The 17,366-nt window shown below is 44.7% G+C and carries 11 protein-coding genes; 8 read left to right on the forward strand and 3 right to left on the reverse strand.

Features of this window, described 5'->3' with window-relative positions; genetic code table 11:
• Window positions 1–106 precede the first annotated feature (106 nt).
• Window positions 107–2,218, forward strand: coding sequence for a polyribonucleotide nucleotidyltransferase (pnp, locus tag PATL_RS08345; RefSeq protein WP_011574461.1), 2,112 nt, complete (start codon window positions 107–109; stop codon window positions 2,216–2,218).
• Between the two features lie 131 nt (window positions 2,219–2,349).
• On the opposite strand, the gene PATL_RS08350 is transcribed toward pnp, so the two are convergent.
• Both PATL_RS08350 and gap read right to left on the reverse strand, forming a co-directional pair.
• Window positions 2,350–3,189 carry a D-hexose-6-phosphate mutarotase gene (locus PATL_RS08350; protein WP_011574462.1) on the reverse strand — a complete coding sequence of 280 codons (840 nt, stop codon included), beginning with the start codon at window positions 3,187–3,189 and terminating at the stop codon, window positions 2,350–2,352.
• Between the two features lie 76 nt (window positions 3,190–3,265).
• Window positions 3,266–4,261: a type I glyceraldehyde-3-phosphate dehydrogenase gene (gene gap, locus PATL_RS08355; protein WP_011574463.1), complete on the reverse strand. Its 996-nt coding sequence runs from the start codon at window positions 4,259–4,261 to the stop codon at window positions 3,266–3,268.
• A 235-nt stretch (window positions 4,262–4,496) separates the two neighbouring features.
• Here gap and malQ point away from each other — a divergent pair, with 235 nt between their 5' ends.
• The 4 genes from malQ (at window position 4,497) to msrB (ending at window position 11,523) form a co-directional block, all read left to right on the forward strand.
• Window positions 4,497–6,692: a 4-alpha-glucanotransferase gene (malQ, locus tag PATL_RS08360; protein WP_011574464.1), complete on the forward strand. Its 2,196-nt coding sequence runs from the start codon at window positions 4,497–4,499 to the stop codon at window positions 6,690–6,692.
• A 50-nt stretch (window positions 6,693–6,742) separates the two neighbouring features.
• On the forward strand, window positions 6,743–8,932 hold the full coding sequence (gene glgB / locus PATL_RS08365) for a 1,4-alpha-glucan branching protein GlgB (protein WP_011574465.1): 2,190 nt from the start codon (window positions 6,743–6,745) through the stop codon (window positions 8,930–8,932).
• A 3-nt stretch (window positions 8,933–8,935) separates the two neighbouring features.
• Window positions 8,936–11,011, forward strand: a complete 2,076-nt coding sequence (gene glgX, locus PATL_RS08370) for a glycogen debranching protein GlgX (RefSeq protein WP_011574466.1) — start codon at window positions 8,936–8,938, stop codon at window positions 11,009–11,011.
• 128 nt (window positions 11,012–11,139) lie between these two features.
• On the forward strand, window positions 11,140–11,523 hold the full coding sequence (gene msrB, locus PATL_RS08375; protein WP_011574467.1) for a peptide-methionine (R)-S-oxide reductase MsrB: 384 nt from the start codon (window positions 11,140–11,142) through the stop codon (window positions 11,521–11,523).
• 134 nt (window positions 11,524–11,657) lie between these two features.
• Here the strand turns inward: msrB and PATL_RS08380 are convergent, their stop codons facing one another.
• Window positions 11,658–12,560, reverse strand: a complete 903-nt coding sequence (locus PATL_RS08380) for a DUF2989 domain-containing protein (protein ID WP_301547050.1) — start codon at window positions 12,558–12,560, stop codon at window positions 11,658–11,660.
• A gap of 70 nt (window positions 12,561–12,630) precedes the next feature.
• Here PATL_RS08380 and PATL_RS08385 point away from each other — a divergent pair, with 70 nt between their 5' ends.
• From PATL_RS08385 to PATL_RS08395, 3 genes are all read left to right on the forward strand, one after another.
• Window positions 12,631–14,091, forward strand: coding sequence for a glyceraldehyde-3-phosphate dehydrogenase (locus PATL_RS08385; protein WP_011574469.1), 1,461 nt, complete (start codon window positions 12,631–12,633; stop codon window positions 14,089–14,091).
• A gap of 292 nt (window positions 14,092–14,383) precedes the next feature.
• Window positions 14,384–15,511, forward strand: coding sequence for a M14 family metallopeptidase (locus PATL_RS08390; protein WP_011574470.1), 1,128 nt, complete (start codon window positions 14,384–14,386; stop codon window positions 15,509–15,511).
• Between the two features lie 87 nt (window positions 15,512–15,598).
• Window positions 15,599–17,272: an alanine/glycine:cation symporter family protein gene (locus PATL_RS08395; RefSeq protein WP_011574471.1), complete on the forward strand. Its 1,674-nt coding sequence runs from the start codon at window positions 15,599–15,601 to the stop codon at window positions 17,270–17,272.
• Window positions 17,273–17,366 lie beyond the last annotated feature (94 nt).

The following is a 17,366-nucleotide window of genomic DNA, read 5'->3' on the forward strand; positions in this document are numbered from 1 at the left end:
GGGTTATTTCCCCCCAGTTGCTGTTTTTAAGGCTGCCTTACCGCTATACTATGCGCCGCATTTAAAAGCGATAAAGAAAGCATTAGTTAAAATTTAAAGGAAAATAATGACTCCTATTACTAAATCATTTCAGTATGGTCAGCATACTGTCACGCTAGAAACGGGCGTAATCGCTCGTCAAGCAACCGCTGCTGTTATGGCAAGCATGGACGACACATCAGTGTTGGTTTCTGTTGTTGGTAAAAAAGACACCAAGCCAGGCCAAGACTTCTTCCCGTTAACGGTTAACTACCAAGAAAGAACGTACGCTGCGGGTAAAATCCCAGGTGGTTTCTTTAAGCGTGAAGGTCGCCCTTCTGAATACGAAACACTCACGTCTCGTTTGATTGACCGTCCAATTCGTCCATTATTCCCTGACGGGTTCATGAACGAAGTACAAATCATAGTGACGGTTGTTTCAGCTAACCCTGAAATTCCAACTGACATCATCTCGCTAATCGGTACGTCTGCCGCGCTTGCTATCTCAGGTATGCCTTTCAATGGTCCTGTTGGTGCTGCGCGTGTTGGTTACACTGATGGCCAATATGTACTTAATACACGTACTTCTGAGCTTGAAATTAGCCAACTAGACTTAGTGGTTGCCGGTACCAAAGGCGCAGTATTGATGGTTGAGTCAGAAGCTGAAGTATTGTCTGAAGACGTGATGCTAGGTGCCGTTATGTTCGGTCACGAGCAAATGCAAACTGTTGTTAATGCTGTGACTGAATTTGCTGCTGAAGTTAACACGCCTAAGTGGGATTGGGTTGCTGAGCCTGCTAACGTCACACTTAAAGACAAAATTAAAGCACTCGCTGAAGCTGAAATGACAGAGGCGTATCAAATCTCTGACAAGATGGCGCGTAAAGACGCTATCGTTGCTCTAACGGACAAAACCGTTGCTGCGATTGTTGAAGCAGATGCAGAGCAAGACGCTAAAGAAGTATCTGAGCTTTTACATGAGCTTGAAAGTGACGTAGTACGTTCACGTATTCTTGCTGGTCAACCACGTATCGATGGTCGCGACCCTGCGATGATCCGTGCACTTGACGTAGCAACGGGTATTTTGCCACGTACTCACGGTTCTGCTTTGTTCACTCGTGGTGAAACACAAGCCATCGTTGCCGCTACCCTAGGGACTGAGCGTGACGCACAGATGATTGACGGTCTAAACGGTAAAGTGGATAGCCGCTTCATGTTGCATTACAACTTCCCTCCTTACTGTGTAGGCGAGACAGGTTTTGTTGGTTCACCTAAGCGTCGCGAAATAGGCCACGGTCGTCTAGCAAAACGTGGTATTCAAGCGGTTATGCCGTCTGAAAAAGAATTCCCGTACGTAGTACGTGTGGTGTCTGAAATCACTGAATCAAACGGTTCGTCTTCTATGGCATCAGTTTGTGGTACTTCTTTGGCATTGATGGACGCGGGTGTTCCAATTAAAGCATCAGTAGCTGGTATTGCTATGGGTCTTGTGAAAAACGATGAAAACTTCGTTGTTCTTTCAGACATCTTGGGTGACGAAGATCACCTTGGTGACATGGACTTTAAAGTAGCCGGTACCACTGAAGGCATCACTGCGCTTCAAATGGATATCAAAATCGAAGGTATCACTCAAGAAATCATGCAAGTTGCTTTGAAACAAGCAAAAGAAGCGCGTTTGCATATTCTAGGTGTGATGGACCAAGCGATTTCTGGTCACCGTGATGAAATGTCTGAATTCGCTCCGCGTATTTACACATTGAAAATCGACCAAGATAAAATCCGTGACGTTATCGGTAAAGGCGGCGCAATGATCCGTTCTATTACTGAAGCATCTGACACTAACATCGAAATCGAAGATGATGGCACAATCAAAATCTTCGCTACCGAGCGTGCTAAAGCTGATATCGCTATCAGCAAAATTGAGCAAGTAACGGCTGATGTTGAAGCAGGCAAAACCTACGAAGGTAAAGTGACGCGTATCGTTGATTTCGGTGCGTTCGTTGAAATCTTGCCGGGTAAGGAAGGTCTAGTACACATTTCACAAATCGCTCATGAGCGTGTGAATAAAGTGGCTGATCATCTTAGCGAAGGTCAAATCATCAACGTTAAAGTGATGGAAATTGACCGTCAAAACCGTGTTCGTTTGAGTATTAAAGAATTGCTAGAAAAGCCAGCAGCACCTGCTGAAGGCAACGAGTAATCGTTTAGCAATTTGGCGTTGTAGGTATCGCTAAGGTAGCTACTGCGCTGTGTTGATTTAAGAAGGGAGCCGTCGGCTCCCTTTTTTATTGCTTGGTGTAAAACATTATCAAAAAAAGCTGTATATCGAGGTTAGCGAATGACTTGTTCTAACGTGTGAGACTGGCCTGATAGTACTTGTTGGCCTTGGGTCACAGCAGTTTCAACGCACAGCATTTTTTGAAAGCCATCATCTTCCATGTCTTGCATACTCGCTGACTTTTCAGCCCATGGGTTCCACACTACTATGCTGTCGTGACCGGTTGACGCGATGCCAGTCTGGTGCGCTCCTGAGCTTATCGATAATGTTTTAGGCGTGGCTAAATGCACTCTGTCAGTTTCCTGCTGAAATCGATAAGGGGTAGGGGTATCAAAACGTTTAAAGTCTTGTAGTTTGTCTAAATATTCACCTGTTAGCCCAGTCAATTCACAGTCATTAATATCATCTACATGAAAATAAGTGTGCAATGCGCCGGTATAAGTCAATGCGCTATTGCCGGTATTTTCGGTGACCAACTGAATACGAAGTTCAGCGCCCACGGTAACGATCATTGTTAATCGTGCTTGGCCGTTAAAGCCTAGGCCAGTCGTTGTAGTCGGTCTAAGGCTGATCTTGGTGCATTGTTCAGTGTCCTGGCAGTCAACGATGTGCCAGTTCTGATTACGCACGTAACCATGAGAGCCTAACTCTGCGTTGGTGGCATGAGCGCCAAACCAAGGCCAACAAATAGGGATCCCACCACGTATAGGATGCTTGCCATCGAGCAATGCATTCTTGCTCAACCACAGGCGTTGTACTTTATCGTGCTTGGGAGTGAAACTGAGAATATGCGCACCAAATAATGAAATGGTCGCATGAGCATGCTCGTTATCAATAATAAGCATTTCGATGTCGTCTTGGGGAAGCAAAGAGGCGGTGTTGCAAAGGTGCATGGAAGAGTCCTTGAGATCAAAAAAAGGCAGTCACCTAGTGTAGATGACTGCCTTTTCACAATAAAGATAAGTTAGCTTATTTGCTGATATGAGCAACCAAGTCCAATACTTTATTCGAGTAACCGATTTCGTTGTCGTACCAAGATACTAGTTTGACGAAGGTGTCGGTTAGTGCGATACCTGCGGTGGCATCAAAGATTGACGTACGTGTATCACCAATGAAATCTTGAGACACAACAGCGTCTTCTGTATAACCCATAATGCCTTTCAGATCACCTTCAGATGCCGCTTTCATTACTTCGCAAATTTGCGCGTAAGTTGCTGGTTTAGCTAGGTTGACGGTTAAATCTACCACAGAAACGTCAGCCGTCGGCACACGGAACGCCATACCCGTTAACTTACCGTTAAGCTCAGGAATAACCTTACCTACGGCTTTTGCTGCGCCAGTTGATGACGGGATGATGTTTTGAGACGCACCGCGTCCACCGCGCCAATCTTTGTGAGAAGGGCCATCAACGGTCTTCTGCGTCGCTGTCGTAGCGTGTACCGTTGTCATCAGGCCGTCAACAATACCGAAGTTATCATTTAATACTTTAGCCAGCGGCGCTAGACAGTTAGTTGTACATGATGCGTTTGAAACCACTTCTTGACCAGCGTATGTGTCGTGGTTAACACCCATAACGAACATAGGTGTATCATCTTTAGAAGGTGCCGAAAGAACCACTTTTTTAGCGCCAGCATTAATGTGCTTACGCGCGGTTTCGTCGGTTAAGAACAAGCCTGTCGCTTCAACCACGACTTGCGCGTCAACGTCACCCCATGCTAATGCAGCAGGGTCGCGCTCAGCTGTTACGCGGATAGTTTTACCGTTAACAACCAGTTGTCCGTCTTGTACTTCAACAGTGCCTTTGAACTGGCCGTGAGTTGAGTCGTACTTCAACATATACGCCATGTAATCTGCGTCTAATAAATCGTTGATACCGACTACTTCGATATCGCTGCGCTCACATGCTGCGCGAAAAACAAATCTACCTATACGGCCAAAACCGTTGATACCAATTTTAATAGTCATATATACATCCTCTAAGCGGGTCGTAAGTTCGAACTCTGACGAGTCGTAAATTCAAAATTATGAAATATAATTACGAAATTATGGACTAAATGGATAAATAAGGCAAAATAATCCCTTAAAAATGTTATTTTGTTACAGTTTTATTTAATGCAAACGTATTCAACTTCGCCTGACGTTGGCTTTGATTGATAATGGTAGGCTGAACATAGTCCCCATTTATAGGAATTACATATTAATGACAGCTTCATTGATTGATCAGCTCGTAGAGCATCGCGGTATTGAGTCAAATTACACCGATGCGTGGGGTAAACCTGCCACCATCGAATCAACAGTGAAGAAGAAGCTGTTAGGCGTTATGGGATATAACGTTGATGATCAATCTGCTCTGGAAGAGCAAGTGAAGCAAGAAATGGTCAAAGATTGGTTAACACCGCTCAATCCCGTTCATGTGCAACGCAGCAATGATTCGCTTTCCTTTTGTGTGCGCCTACCCATCGAGTTGGTGACCGATGAATATAGCGCGCAACTCACATTGGAAAGCGGCGAAGTAATTGCTCATTCTTTCGAGCCCATCGACGGTGAACTGGTTAACGTGAATCATATTGATGAGATAGAGTTTCACGAATATTACATTACAATCGAGTGCAACTTGCCTTTGGGTTACCACAACCTATCACTAATAGTAGATGGCGAGTCGCTGAGCGAGATGCGCGTCATTATTGCGCCTCATGCATGCTATCAACCACAAACGTTATTAGACGGTAATAAAGTGTGGGGTTTGAGTGTGCAACTGTATTGTCTGCGCAGTGATGATAACTGGGGAGTAGGGGATTTTAGCGACTTGGCTTATTTGACCGCAGAGGCAGCGAAAACCGGTGCGGATTTTATCGGCTTAAACCCCATTCATTCATTGTATCCTGCCAACCCTAGCGCATGCAGCCCTTACGGGCCCTCATCTCGTCGTTGGTTAAATTTTATTTACATTGATGTTGCTGCCGTTGACGGGTATGAGCAAGTTAGCACCAAGGCTATTGTGAATGCTGCTGAGTTCCAAGGGGCTATACAGCAAGCACGTGGCAGTGAGTTAGTCGATTATCCCGTCGTGACCAAATTAAAACTTGAAGCATTAAGCGCGGTGTTTGACTGGCAACGCCAGCAATATTTTACTAAGAACACGACCCAAAACCGCGCATTTAAAGCATTTGTCGAGCAAGGGGGGGAAAGCCTACAAACCATTGCTGTTTATGATGCATTGCAAGAGGATTTAGCCTTAAAAGGCAAAGCTTCATGGGGATGGCCTGTCTTCCCCCCAGAGTACGCTGATTTTAACGCCCCAGCAGTGGCTAAATTTGCCAAAGCGAACGCTAAACGTGTGCAATTTTTCTTGTGGTTACAATGGCAGGCTGCCCAGCAATTTGAAAAAGCCAATAAAGTCGCCCAAGACCACAACATGCAGATTGGTTTGTATCGTGATTTGGCTGTAGGTGTCAGTGAAGGCAGCGCAGAGATTTGGGGAAACAAAGCGTTGTACTGCACTGAGGCAAGTGTGGGAGCGCCACCAGATATTTTAGGGCCGCTTGGGCAGACATGGGGATTGCCACCTATGGATCCGCACAAATTATACGAGCAAGCGTATCAACCGATCATCGATTTGTTCAGTGCAAATATGCATGCTACCGGCGCTTTACGCATCGATCACGTGATGGCACTTTTGCGATTGTGGTGGGTGCCTAAAGGGGATAGCGCTAAGCAAGGAGGCTATGTTTATTATCCTGTGGATGACTTACTTGCGATCTTGGCACTAGAAAGCCATCGCAATCAATCTATGGTGATAGGTGAAGATTTAGGCACAGTGCCGGAGGAAATCCGTGAAAAGCTGGCCGATAATGGCGTTTATTCTTATCGCGTGTTCTTTTTCGAACAAGCCAAAGATGGCGGGTTCTATTCGCCTAGTCATTATCCGGTGCAATCAATGTCGACGTTAACCACGCACGATATGCCTACCTTAAATGGCTTCTGGCATTGCGACGATTTGGCGTTAGGCAAGGAACTAGGCTTGTATCCAACACAAGAGATCCTTGCAAGCTTGTACGAGAGCAGACATGATAACAAACAGTCTATTTTAGATACCTTGCATGGTCATCATTCTATTTCTGATGAAATCAGTGGAGATGTGAATCAAGTGGGTATGACCAAGGGACTCAATTTTGGTATGCAAACACACATGGCTGGCGGTTCGAGCTCTCTGCTCAGTTTACAGCTAGAAGATTGGTTAGAAATGGATAAACCCGTTAATATTCCGGGTACATTTAATGAATACCCGAATTGGCAACGTAAACTGACTCAAAGTTTACAACAGATTTTTAGCAACCCTGAGCTACAAGCGTTAGCTCATCGCTTGACAGAGGTAAGACGTCAAGCAAAGCAATAAATAACTCAGGCGGCCTGTATGTCAGGCCGCCAACACTGCAAGGCGGCACAATGCAATTAGAAAAACAGCTACAACACGCTCAATGTACCTTTCCTTTTTCTCATCTAGGTCTTCTCAAAACCGACAACGCTTTTACTATCACAGCCTGGGTACCAAACGCCACTGGTATTAAGGTGATTGATTTAGCGACGGACAAAGCGATAGGCAGCCTTAAGAGGCAAGCCCAGAGTGATCTGTTTACGGCTGAGTTTACTAAGGGTAATCCCCCTGCAGTGTATGCATTTGAAGTTAAAAACGCGCAAGGCAGCTATCGCATCATCGACCCTTATCAGTTTCAAGATCAAGCCTTTCACGCGGTGCATTTCGTTGATCATTTGCCAAAAAACGTATATCAGCAATTAGGTGCGCAATTAATTGATTTAGACGTCGGTTTGAAAACACCTATCGCCGCGACCCGATTTGCCGTGTTTGCGCCCAATGCCAGTGCAGTATCTGTTATTGGGGATTTCAATTATTGGGACGGCTCATGTTTGCCTATGCAAAAAACCGATTTTGGGTACTGGGTATTAGTTGTGCCGGGTGTTAAAGCCGGTGATAAATATAAGTATCAAATCAAAGATGCCCACGGTAATGAGCTGCCGCACAAGGCTGACCCAGTTGGCTTTTATGCTGAACAATACCCGTCCCATGCCTCAGTGGTATTTGATCACGAGCAATACCAGTGGCAAGACACGAAATGGCAACAACAAGTCAAAGGGGATAAATACACTCAAGCCATGAGTATCTATGAGGTGCACTTGGGCTCATGGAAGCGCCCAGATAGCCAATCTGGCAAAACATATCTTAGTTACCACGAATTGGTCGATGAGCTTATTCCTTATGTAAAAGACATGGGGTACACCCATTTAGAGTTATTGCCTATTTCGGAGTTTCCATTTGATGGTTCTTGGGGATATCAGCCTGTAGGCTTGTTTGCACCTACTAGTCGCTTTGGTGGACCAGATGACTTTAAGTATTTTGTTGATCAATGTCACCAAAATGGCATTGGCGTCATCATCGATTGGGTACCTGCCCACTTCCCTGAAGATGGCCATGGTTTGGCGCGCTTTGATGGCACTCATGTGTACGAATATGAAGATCCACGTAAGGGTTGGCACCCAGATTGGAACTCTTGTATCTATGATTTTGGCAAAGACACAGTGCGTCAATTCTTAGTGGCTAACGCTTTATTCTGGCTAGATAAATATCATGTTGATGGCCTTCGTGTTGATGCAGTGGCATCTATGCTTTATTTAGATTATTCCAGAGAAGCAGACGAATGGGTGCCTAATGTGGATGGCGGTAACCACAATTACGAAGCCATTAGCCTATTGCAATGGATGAATAAAGAAGTGTATTCCCATTACCCGAATGCGATGACCATTGCTGAGGAGTCTACTTCATTCGCCAAGGTATCTCGGCCGGTATTTGAAGGCGGATTGGGATTTGGCTTTAAGTGGAATATGGGCTGGATGCATGATTCGTTGCATTATATTTCTAAAGATCCGTCTTATCGTAGATACCATCACGGGGAAATGACTTTTTCCATGGTGTACGCATATGACGAGAGTTTTGTATTGCCCATATCTCATGACGAAGTAGTGCATGGTAAAGGCTCGCTATTGCGAAAAATGCCAGGGGATGAATGGCAGCAAGCGGCGAATCTACGTTGCTACGCCGCCTTCATGTATGCGCACCCAGGCAAGAAACTTAATTTTATGGGTAATGAGATAGGGCAATCGGCAGAGTGGAACCACGACAGTTCCATTAACTGGCATCTTCTTGATTATGACAAACACAGTGGTATACAAGCGCTGTATCGAGATTTGAATACACTTTACGCTGAATACCCTGCATTACATGAATTAGACCATGATCCCGCGGGGTTTGAGTGGATTGACCATGAAAATGCTGAGCAGAGCACCTTAGCCATGTTGCGACAATCAAAAGGGGGTAAGCAGCAAGTTTATGCTTTGAGTAATTTTACTCCCGTGCCGCGCACCAATTTTCGCCTAGGCGTTAAGGCCCCAGGGGAATACAGCATTTTGCTCAACACCGATGATAAACAATATTGGGGCAGTGGGCACAGCCAGAATAAAACCATCAAAGCGGATAAAACGCCGTGGAACAACCAAGCCTATTCTATTAGTGTTTCGTTACCCCCTTTGGCAACCGTGTTTATTTTGTATAAGGGACAGTAAGTAATGACAGTGTCAGATTTAAACGTGCAGCCAGGGAGCGCTACCTATTTAGGTGCCGTGCTCGACGAAAATGGTTGTAATTTTGCCGTGCATTGTCCGAACGCTGAGCTGGTTCAGCTGTGTTTGTTTAGCAGCGAAGATGAGGCAGAAATTGCGGTTATTGACGTGCCCGCTAAAACGGGCAAAGTCTGGCACTGCTATATTGAAGGTATCCAAGCGGGGCAGTTGTACGGCTACAGAACATCTGGTGGCAACAAAGAAGCCACTGGTTTTCGCTTTATGCCGGAAAAGCTGTTAATCGATCCGTACGCTAAAAAGTTGAGTCGGCCGATGGTTTGGGATGCGAAGCTATACTCTGGCGACAGTCAGAAGATGGTTGCCAAAAGCGTGGTCGTTGCAAATTCAGCATGGCAAGACCGTCCAGCAAAGCCCAATACGCCTTTGGATCACACTGTGCTTTACGAGGCTCATGTAAAAGGCATGACGGCACAGCACCCGAATATTCCATCCGAGCTAAAAGGGACGTATTTAGGCATGTGCCAGCCTAGCGTGATTAAGCATTTACAAGATTTGGGGATCAGTGCCGTTCAATTAATGCCAGTGGCGGCCTTCATGCCTGAGCCTTACATTACGAATAAAGGCCTAACCAATTATTGGGGCTACAACCCGATAAACTATTTCAGTCCGGAACCAAGATATGCTGTAAATGACGCTATTGGTGAATTTAAAACCATGGTGGATAGTTATCATGAGGCGGGCATCGAAATCATATTAGATGTGGTGTTTAATCATACGGCAGAAGGCGGTTTAGACGGCCCAGTCTTGTCTTTTAAAGGGTTTGATAACTCGTCTTTCTATTTATTTGAACGCAATGAATACGGGGCTATTGATTATACCAAGTTCGTAAATAATTCTGGCTGTGGTAACAGTGTCAACACGGCTTTTCCGTATGTCCTCAAAATGGTCATGGATGCATTACGCTACTGGGTACAGGAAATGGGAGTGGATGGATTCCGCTTTGATTTGGCTGCCAGCTTAGGTCGCGATCCTTATGAGTTTTCAGCCTTATCAGGTTTCTTTAGAACGATACGTCAAGATCCTGTGTTAATTGGCTGCAAGTTAATTGCTGAGCCTTGGGATATAGGGCATGGTGGATATCGTTTGGGGCAGTTCCCGTCTAACTGGCTTGAATGCAATGACAAATATCGAGATACCGTACGCGCATTTTGGCGAGGAGATAAAGGCACCACCAGTGATTTTGCCACCCGTTTACTAGGCTCAAGAGATGTATTCCCCAAAGAAAGCCGCTCTATTTTAACCTCTGTAAACAACGTGAGCTACCACGATGGTTTTACCTTGCATGATATGGTGAGTTATCAAGAACGCCATAATGAAGCAAATGGTGAGCAAAACCGTGATGGTCACGGACATAATTTGTCCGCCAATTACGGCGTCGAAGGTCCAACGACAGATCCGAAAATCATTGCTATCCGCGAACGGCAGAAGCGTAATTTGTTCACCACCTTGTTATTATCTCAAGGTATACCTCATGTATTGGGTGGGGATGAACTAAGTCGTACTCAACAAGGTAACAATAATGCCTATTGCCAAGATAATCCTATTAGTTGGCTTGATTGGAACTTAGACGCTACCCAGCAAAAGTTTTTATCCTTTTGCCAACACGTAATTGATATTCGCAAGCAAAGCGTGCTGTTGCACCACTTGCAGCTTCAAGACGACAATTTTGACTTATCCCACAATGTGGCAAAAATTTATTGGTATCGCCCAGACGGAGCTCGTAAATTAGAAGATGATTGGCACGACCCTGATAATCAATGTTTTGCTGTTGAACTGCGCGGGGAAGAATATGCAACCGGTGAAACGACTGAACACTGGTTAATCGTGTTCAACGCCAGTGACCATGATGTTAAGTTCAACTGCCCAACTTACGAGGCTAATCAACGTTGGAAGTTAGTACTTGATACGCGTTATGCCCAGTTTAGTGAACAACCTGAAGTTGTGGTTCAAAATTGCTACAAACAAGCCAGTAATAGCATTTGTTTGTTCAACGCCATCTAGCATAACAGATGGCACCAAGCTGAGCGTTAGGCATTGAAAGCGGCAGGTTTTAGTTGGTAAACGATGAAAACCACGATGTCATCCCCATTATAATGCCTAACGTATAAACAGAGAATTGAGGTAAAACGATGAAATTATCTGAGCAAGAATGGCGTGAAAAACTCAGTGATGAAGAATTTAGGGTGACGCGCCAAAAAGGCACTGAACGCCCTTTCACTGGAGAGCTGTTAGATAACAACGCGCTCGGAGATTATGTATGTCGTTGCTGCGGTGAGAAGTTGTTTGACGCCCAAGACAAATTTGATGCGGGCTGTGGTTGGCCGTCGTTTTCGGCGCAAAGTGCTGATGGAAACGTCGAGTTTCAACAAGACAACAGCCATGGCATGCAGCGTATCGAGATCGTGTGTAAAAACTGTGATGCGCATTTAGGTCATGTGTTTAGCGATGGACCCGCCCCAACGGGACAACGGTTTTGTGTCAACTCTGTGTCTTTGGCCTTCAATAAAACCTAGAAATAACGACTTTTGCTCGCTCTGTTGAATAAAACACCCTCTAATTTGATAAAACTGAAAAAAAATAAATTTTTTTAATGAAAGTTTTTTTCAGATGTTGGTTGTTTTTTGTACACCTTGGCTCTTTGATATGTTCAAAGTGAAAATACACGGTCGTCAATTTCTTCTTTATATTGCTCTGCTTTGTCTTCGAGCGACGTTATGTCGCTTGAGGCAGGCAGGGCATTTCTAATGTCAGTCAAGCTGATATTTTCCACTTTGAACTCATGAGCTAAGTACGCCCATACGTAGGCCTCAGGGTAATTTTCTTGTTTTAGGTTAATGGTACTCAGGCTCACGAAGATATTGGTATCAATATCTTGCTCTTCCGTATAAAGCGCTAATGCCTTATATAAAGCGCCTTTGGCCTTCTCTAAATCAAATTTCACATAATAAGAGGCTAAGCCTAATTGCAGACTCGCGGTATTTAATTTGCCTTGTTTTTCAAGTGCTAAGAAGTGGGTTAACGCGTCTTGTTTACCAAAGCGCGACCAGTGATAAAGCAATAAATGTGGCTCTTTTGAATTACGCGTCTTGCGTACTAACCGATTCAACTCACGCTCCGCATTGACTGCGGCTTGCCTGCGCTTAGTTTGCTTTTCTACCTGAACGATATGTTCAATTTGCGCAGCTTTATTGATACACACTTTGTACTTTTCAAAGTCTTCAAGCAAGTAATAGTCAAGCAGTTCGCTAGGTGACTGCTGGTAAGCGTACCTATGCTTAATGATTCGGCTCTTCTCCGCTAAGCACCACCCATCAGGATTAAGGTCATCACAGAATTCAGAGTGCTCTTCACAAATTTTTGTGGCTGTCATAGGGAACAGCATGTCGCATCCCGAGAGGGCGAAAATAGAAAGTAGGATGCCAGTGATCCGCATAAATTCCCTTGTAGTTAAATTACCAATATATTGCCATTTTATACGACAAATTACTGAATTAAGTAAATTTTCAACAATTTGGCGCAAACAGTCCCTTTGATTAGAATAACGGCCCATTTTGCTTTATCCAAGCAATCTCGTCGCTTTTTATGAGCCAACTTACGTTTTTTGAGAGTTTTTAAAGATCATGAATCAACAATCTGAACAAGCATTAATGAGCAGTTGGCAAGAACGTCAAGAGTACGCAGAGCGTATGTTGCCGTTATTGGGAAATTTGTATCGCAATAAAGCCATTGAAATATCAATATATGGTCGTCCTATGTTAGGCGCATCTACCATTGATATTATTAAGGCGCATCGCACGGTTCGTCTGAAAGAAGGCACTAAACTGCGCCTACGAGAAAGTTGGCCCTTACTGGAGGAGTTAAGCAAATTACCTCTCGCGCCAGCACAGATTGATCTTGGAAAACTCGCCTACGCGTTTCATTTTAAAGATGAACACAAGGGTAAGAGCATTGAACAATATTTGCGCGAAGAACTGGCCGACATCCTAGATGTGGACGACAGTCACTCTGCACAAGATGTGGTGTTGTATGGCTTTGGTCGTATAGGTCGTTTGTTAGCGCGCTTGCTCATAGAGCGCCAGGGCAAAACTAACAAGCTGCGTTTAAGAGCAATTGTGGTGCGAGGCGGTAAAGAAGGCGACCTAGAGAAACGGGCAAGCTTGCTACGCAGAGACTCAGTGCATGGACCGTTTAATGGCAGTATCACTGTAGATACCGAGCGTAATGCGATTAAAGCCAATGGCTCATACATTCAAGTCATCTATGCCAACTCGCCAAGTGAAGTCGATTACAGCCAGTACGGTATTGAAAACGCTATCGTGGTGGATAACACCGGTATGTGGCGTGATGAAGCAGGTCTTGGCCAGCATTTAACCTCAAAAGGTGTGAAAAAAGTGCTGTTAACAGCACCGGGTAAAGGCGCTATTAAAAATATCGTTTATGGCGTAAATCAAAACGATATTCAATCCCAAGATACTATTTTGTCAGCCGCTAGTTGTACTACCAACGCCATCACGCCTGTTTTAAAAGCGTTAGATGAAGAATATGGTATTAACGGTGGTCATGTTGAAACAGTGCATTCATTCACTAATGACCAAAACCTGATTGATAATTTCCACAAAGCGGATCGCCGTGGACGCAGTGCAGCGCTGAATATGGTGATCACAGAAACGGGTGCTGCAAGTGCCGTTGCCAAAGCCTATCCGCAGCTTGAAGGTAAGCTCACAGGCAGCTCAATACGCGTACCTACTCCAAATGTATCCTTAGCTATTTTGAATTTACACTTATCGAAGGAAACCGACAAAGCGCAAATAAATGAATTTTTGCGCGATGTTTCGTTATTTTCACCGTTACAAAACCAAGTGGATTACACCAGCTCGAAAGAGATAGTGTCGACTGATTTGGTCGGCTCTCGTGCCGCGTCTGTGGTTGATTCTCAAGCAACGATCGTGGCGGGTAATAGAGCCACCTTATACGTATGGTACGACAACGAATTTGGTTACAGCTGCCAAGTTCTGCGCGTTGTTCAGGATATGGCAGGTTTGCATTACCCAAGTTTGCCGAAGGTAAAATTGGCTGTTTAAAGCCGAATGTAAAGTTCAATGCAAAGTGATTATTGAGCTAATACACATCGAGTTTCTGAGTGGGCGTGTTACTTTCTTGTTTAGGTAGCGCGCCTTTTTTGTTGGCTGAATGTTGTTGCTTAAATGCACAAATTTTCCTGATAACTCAAACTGCCTGCTCACCCAGTAATGAAGGGGAGTATGCGGCTGTGTAAAATGTTGCAAATCTCCTATACAAAAAGCAGTGCATCCTTGGCTTTTTAGTCTGACAATATGCTAAATTGACCGCGGTTAAATTAGATGGACAGTAAATGTGAGAATTAGTAGCAATTTTGACAGTGGTAATATTCGCGTTATATCAGCACAGAACGAAAGCGACATTAAACTCGCTATCAACAAAGACAATCAGTCTGACTTTTATCAGTGGTTTCATTTCAAATTAGATACCCGCCCTTGGATATCCCATCGTCTCACCATTACCGATCTTGAACATTCAGCTTATCCTGAAGGCTGGAAAAACTACCAAGCCGTAGCGTCTTACGACAGACAAGAGTGGTTTCGAGTTGAAACTGAGTTTGACGGTGACAACCTCGTTATCGAACATACACCCGAACAAGGCCAAATGTACTTTGCGTATTTCGCGCCTTATGGTTATGAGCGCCATCTAGATTTATTAGCTTGGGCGCAAACCAACGCTTTATGTGAAGAGACATTTCTTGGTAATACCCTAGATGGACGAGACATGTCTATGTTAACCATAGGTGAGCCGGGTGAAGGTAAGAAAGCAATTTGGATCACAGCTCGTCAGCACCCTGGCGAAACGATGGCGCAGTGGCTAGTAGAAGGTCTGCTAGAGCGCTTATTGGACGAAGACGATGGCCTTGCTCGCTTGTTGTTAGATAAAGCTGTTTTTTATGTTGTACCAAATATGAATCCTGATGGCGCAGCTCGTGGGCATTTACGTACCAATGCAAAAGGGGTAAATTTAAATCGTGAATGGGCCACGCCTAGCATGGAAAATAGCCCAGAAGTCTTTTTAGTGACTGAAAAAATGCAGCAAACTGGCGTTGATTTGTTTTTAGATATGCACGGTGATGAGGCTCTGCCTTATAACTTTGTAGCCGGTAGTGAAGGGAATCCTAACTACGATGGACGGATTGCTCAGTTAGAATCGTCATTCAAAAATGCACTACTCACGGCAACGCCTGAATTTCAAGATGTGTTCGGCTACGACAAAGATGAGCCAGGTAAAGCGAATATGACCGTTGCAACCAATGCAATCGCTCATGCGTTTTCTTGCTTGGCGTATACCTTAGAAATGCCTTTCAAAGACAACATAGAAATACCGGATACAGCCTATGGCTGGTCCCCAATTCGTTGTAAGCAACTGGGCCAAGATGTGCTTGTTGCCATACGCGCTGTGGTAGATGAATTGCGCTAGCAGTTCATCTACACGTTTTACCATTAGGCTTAACATTACAAAATAAAATAATAACGATTAAAAACAAAATAAAGTAAGGGGAACAGTGTGGAAGGCTTTCATGACTTATTGAAGATGCTAGATGGAATGCTTGGGGGCGCTTGGTGGTTTCCTTATGTGTTACTTGGAACAGGTTTATTTTTTACGATTTATTTAAAGTTTCCGCAAGTGCGCTTTTTTAAGCACGCTTGGCTGGTCGTAACAGGGAAATACGATAAAAAGGGCTCTGAGGGTGACACCACTCACTTTCGTGCATTAACGACGGCATTATCGGGAACCGTAGGCACGGGTAACATTGGCGGTGTGGCATTTGCTATTTTCTTAGGTGGACCAGCTGCGCTCTTTTGGATGTGGGCGACCGCGTTTTTCGGTATGACCACCAAGTTTGTCGAGGTGACGTTATCCCATAAATATAGGGTCAAAACTGCCGATGGAACCATGGCGGGTGGCCCCATGTATTACATGGACAGACGTCTTAATATGAAATGGTTGGCTGTTGCCTTCGCAATTGCAACCGTTATCAGCTCGTTCGGCACAGGTAACCTTCCTCAAAGTAACAACATAGCGGCCAGTATAGAGTCGACCTTTGGCTTCGACCCTTTAGTGGTAGGAAGCATACTAGGCATTTTGCTTGGCTTGGTTATTTTAGGTGGCATTACGCGCATTGCAGCGGTGACCTCTAAAATTGTGCCCCTTATGGCATTAATATACCTAGTGGGCGCCTTAGCTGTCATTTTTGCCAATCTAGAAAATATCGGCCCTGCGTTCGCCTCGGTCATTGGCGATGTGTTTACTGGTTCAGCGGCAACGGGCGGCTTTTTAGGCGCAACGATTGCTTATGCATTTAACCGAGGCGTTAACCGTGGTTTGTTCTCAAACGAGGCGGGTCAAGGTTCAGCACCCATTGCCCATGCCGCGGCTAAAACAGATGAGCCAGTATCAGAAGGTATGGTGTCTATTTTAGAGCCATTCATCGACACCATTATTATTTGTACGATCACCGGTTTGGTTATTCTGTCTTCAGGGGTGTGGAAAGAAAAACACCAAAACGTGTTTGACCGCAGTGACATGATGATTGTTGCGGGCGCTTATTCGGATACCGACGATAACGACAGACAAGCGCTTTACGCTTACATCAATGATCTTGATACCTCAACTGTGGCGCCTTATAACGGCGACATACAGATAGTAAACGGTAAATCAATTAGCACAGGTTATACCTTGCTCAACGCGCGCTCTGTCGCAGAAAATGTGAAATTTACCTTTGGTGAAGATGAAGATTTGTTTACCGGTAAACTCAAAGTGGTTGACGGTAACCTAATTAAAGACAATATCGTGGTCTCAGGTAAGTCTTTAATTCACTCGGCAAGTTTAACGGCGCTGGCGTTTACCAAAGGCTTTTTTGGTGAGTCAGGCAAATACATCGTTTCCATTGGTTTATTGCTGTTCGCGTTTTCAACCGCAATAGCTTGGTCATATTACGGCGACAGGGCAATGACTTATTTGTTAGGGCCGCGCTCAGTCATGCCTTATCGCGTAGTGTACGTGTTTGCGTTCGTTTGGGCCGCAGTATCAGATACCACTCTAGTGTGGACGTTGTCGGCAGTGGCTATTGTGGTGATGACATTGCCTAACTTATTAGGCATATTTTTGCTGCGCAAAGAAATGAAAGAATCAGTCAATGAATATTGGGATGATTTTAATAAAGAACACAAGTCCTAGTCACGGTATCCATAAATTAAGCGCGGCACAGTCCGCGCTTTCGTGATCTAGTGTCAAGGTGAAATTGTTAACCGTATTAGTAGTGGAGTAAAAA

It is taken from the genome of Paraglaciecola sp. T6c (genome assembly GCF_000014225.1).
Taxonomy (GTDB): domain Bacteria; phylum Pseudomonadota; class Gammaproteobacteria; order Enterobacterales; family Alteromonadaceae; genus Paraglaciecola; species Paraglaciecola atlantica_A.

Excerpts from the sequence above, each read along its gene's own strand:
- pnp (WP_011574461.1), top strand. The coding sequence starts at position 107 with ATGACTCCTATTACTAAATCATTTCAGTATGGTCAGCATACTGTCACG.
- PATL_RS08350 (WP_011574462.1), bottom strand. The coding sequence starts at position 3,189 with ATGCACCTTTGCAACACCGCCTCTTTGCTTCCCCAAGACGACATCGAA.
- gap (WP_011574463.1), bottom strand. The coding sequence starts at position 4,261 with ATGACTATTAAAATTGGTATCAACGGTTTTGGCCGTATAGGTAGATTT.
- malQ (WP_011574464.1), top strand. The coding sequence starts at position 4,497 with ATGACAGCTTCATTGATTGATCAGCTCGTAGAGCATCGCGGTATTGAG.
- glgB (WP_011574465.1), top strand. The coding sequence starts at position 6,743 with ATGCAATTAGAAAAACAGCTACAACACGCTCAATGTACCTTTCCTTTT.
- glgX (WP_011574466.1), top strand. The coding sequence starts at position 8,936 with ATGACAGTGTCAGATTTAAACGTGCAGCCAGGGAGCGCTACCTATTTA.
- msrB (WP_011574467.1), top strand. The coding sequence starts at position 11,140 with ATGAAATTATCTGAGCAAGAATGGCGTGAAAAACTCAGTGATGAAGAA.
- PATL_RS08380 (WP_301547050.1), bottom strand. The coding sequence starts at position 12,560 with ATGGGCCGTTATTCTAATCAAAGGGACTGTTTGCGCCAAATTGTTGAA.
- PATL_RS08385 (WP_011574469.1), top strand. The coding sequence starts at position 12,631 with ATGAATCAACAATCTGAACAAGCATTAATGAGCAGTTGGCAAGAACGT.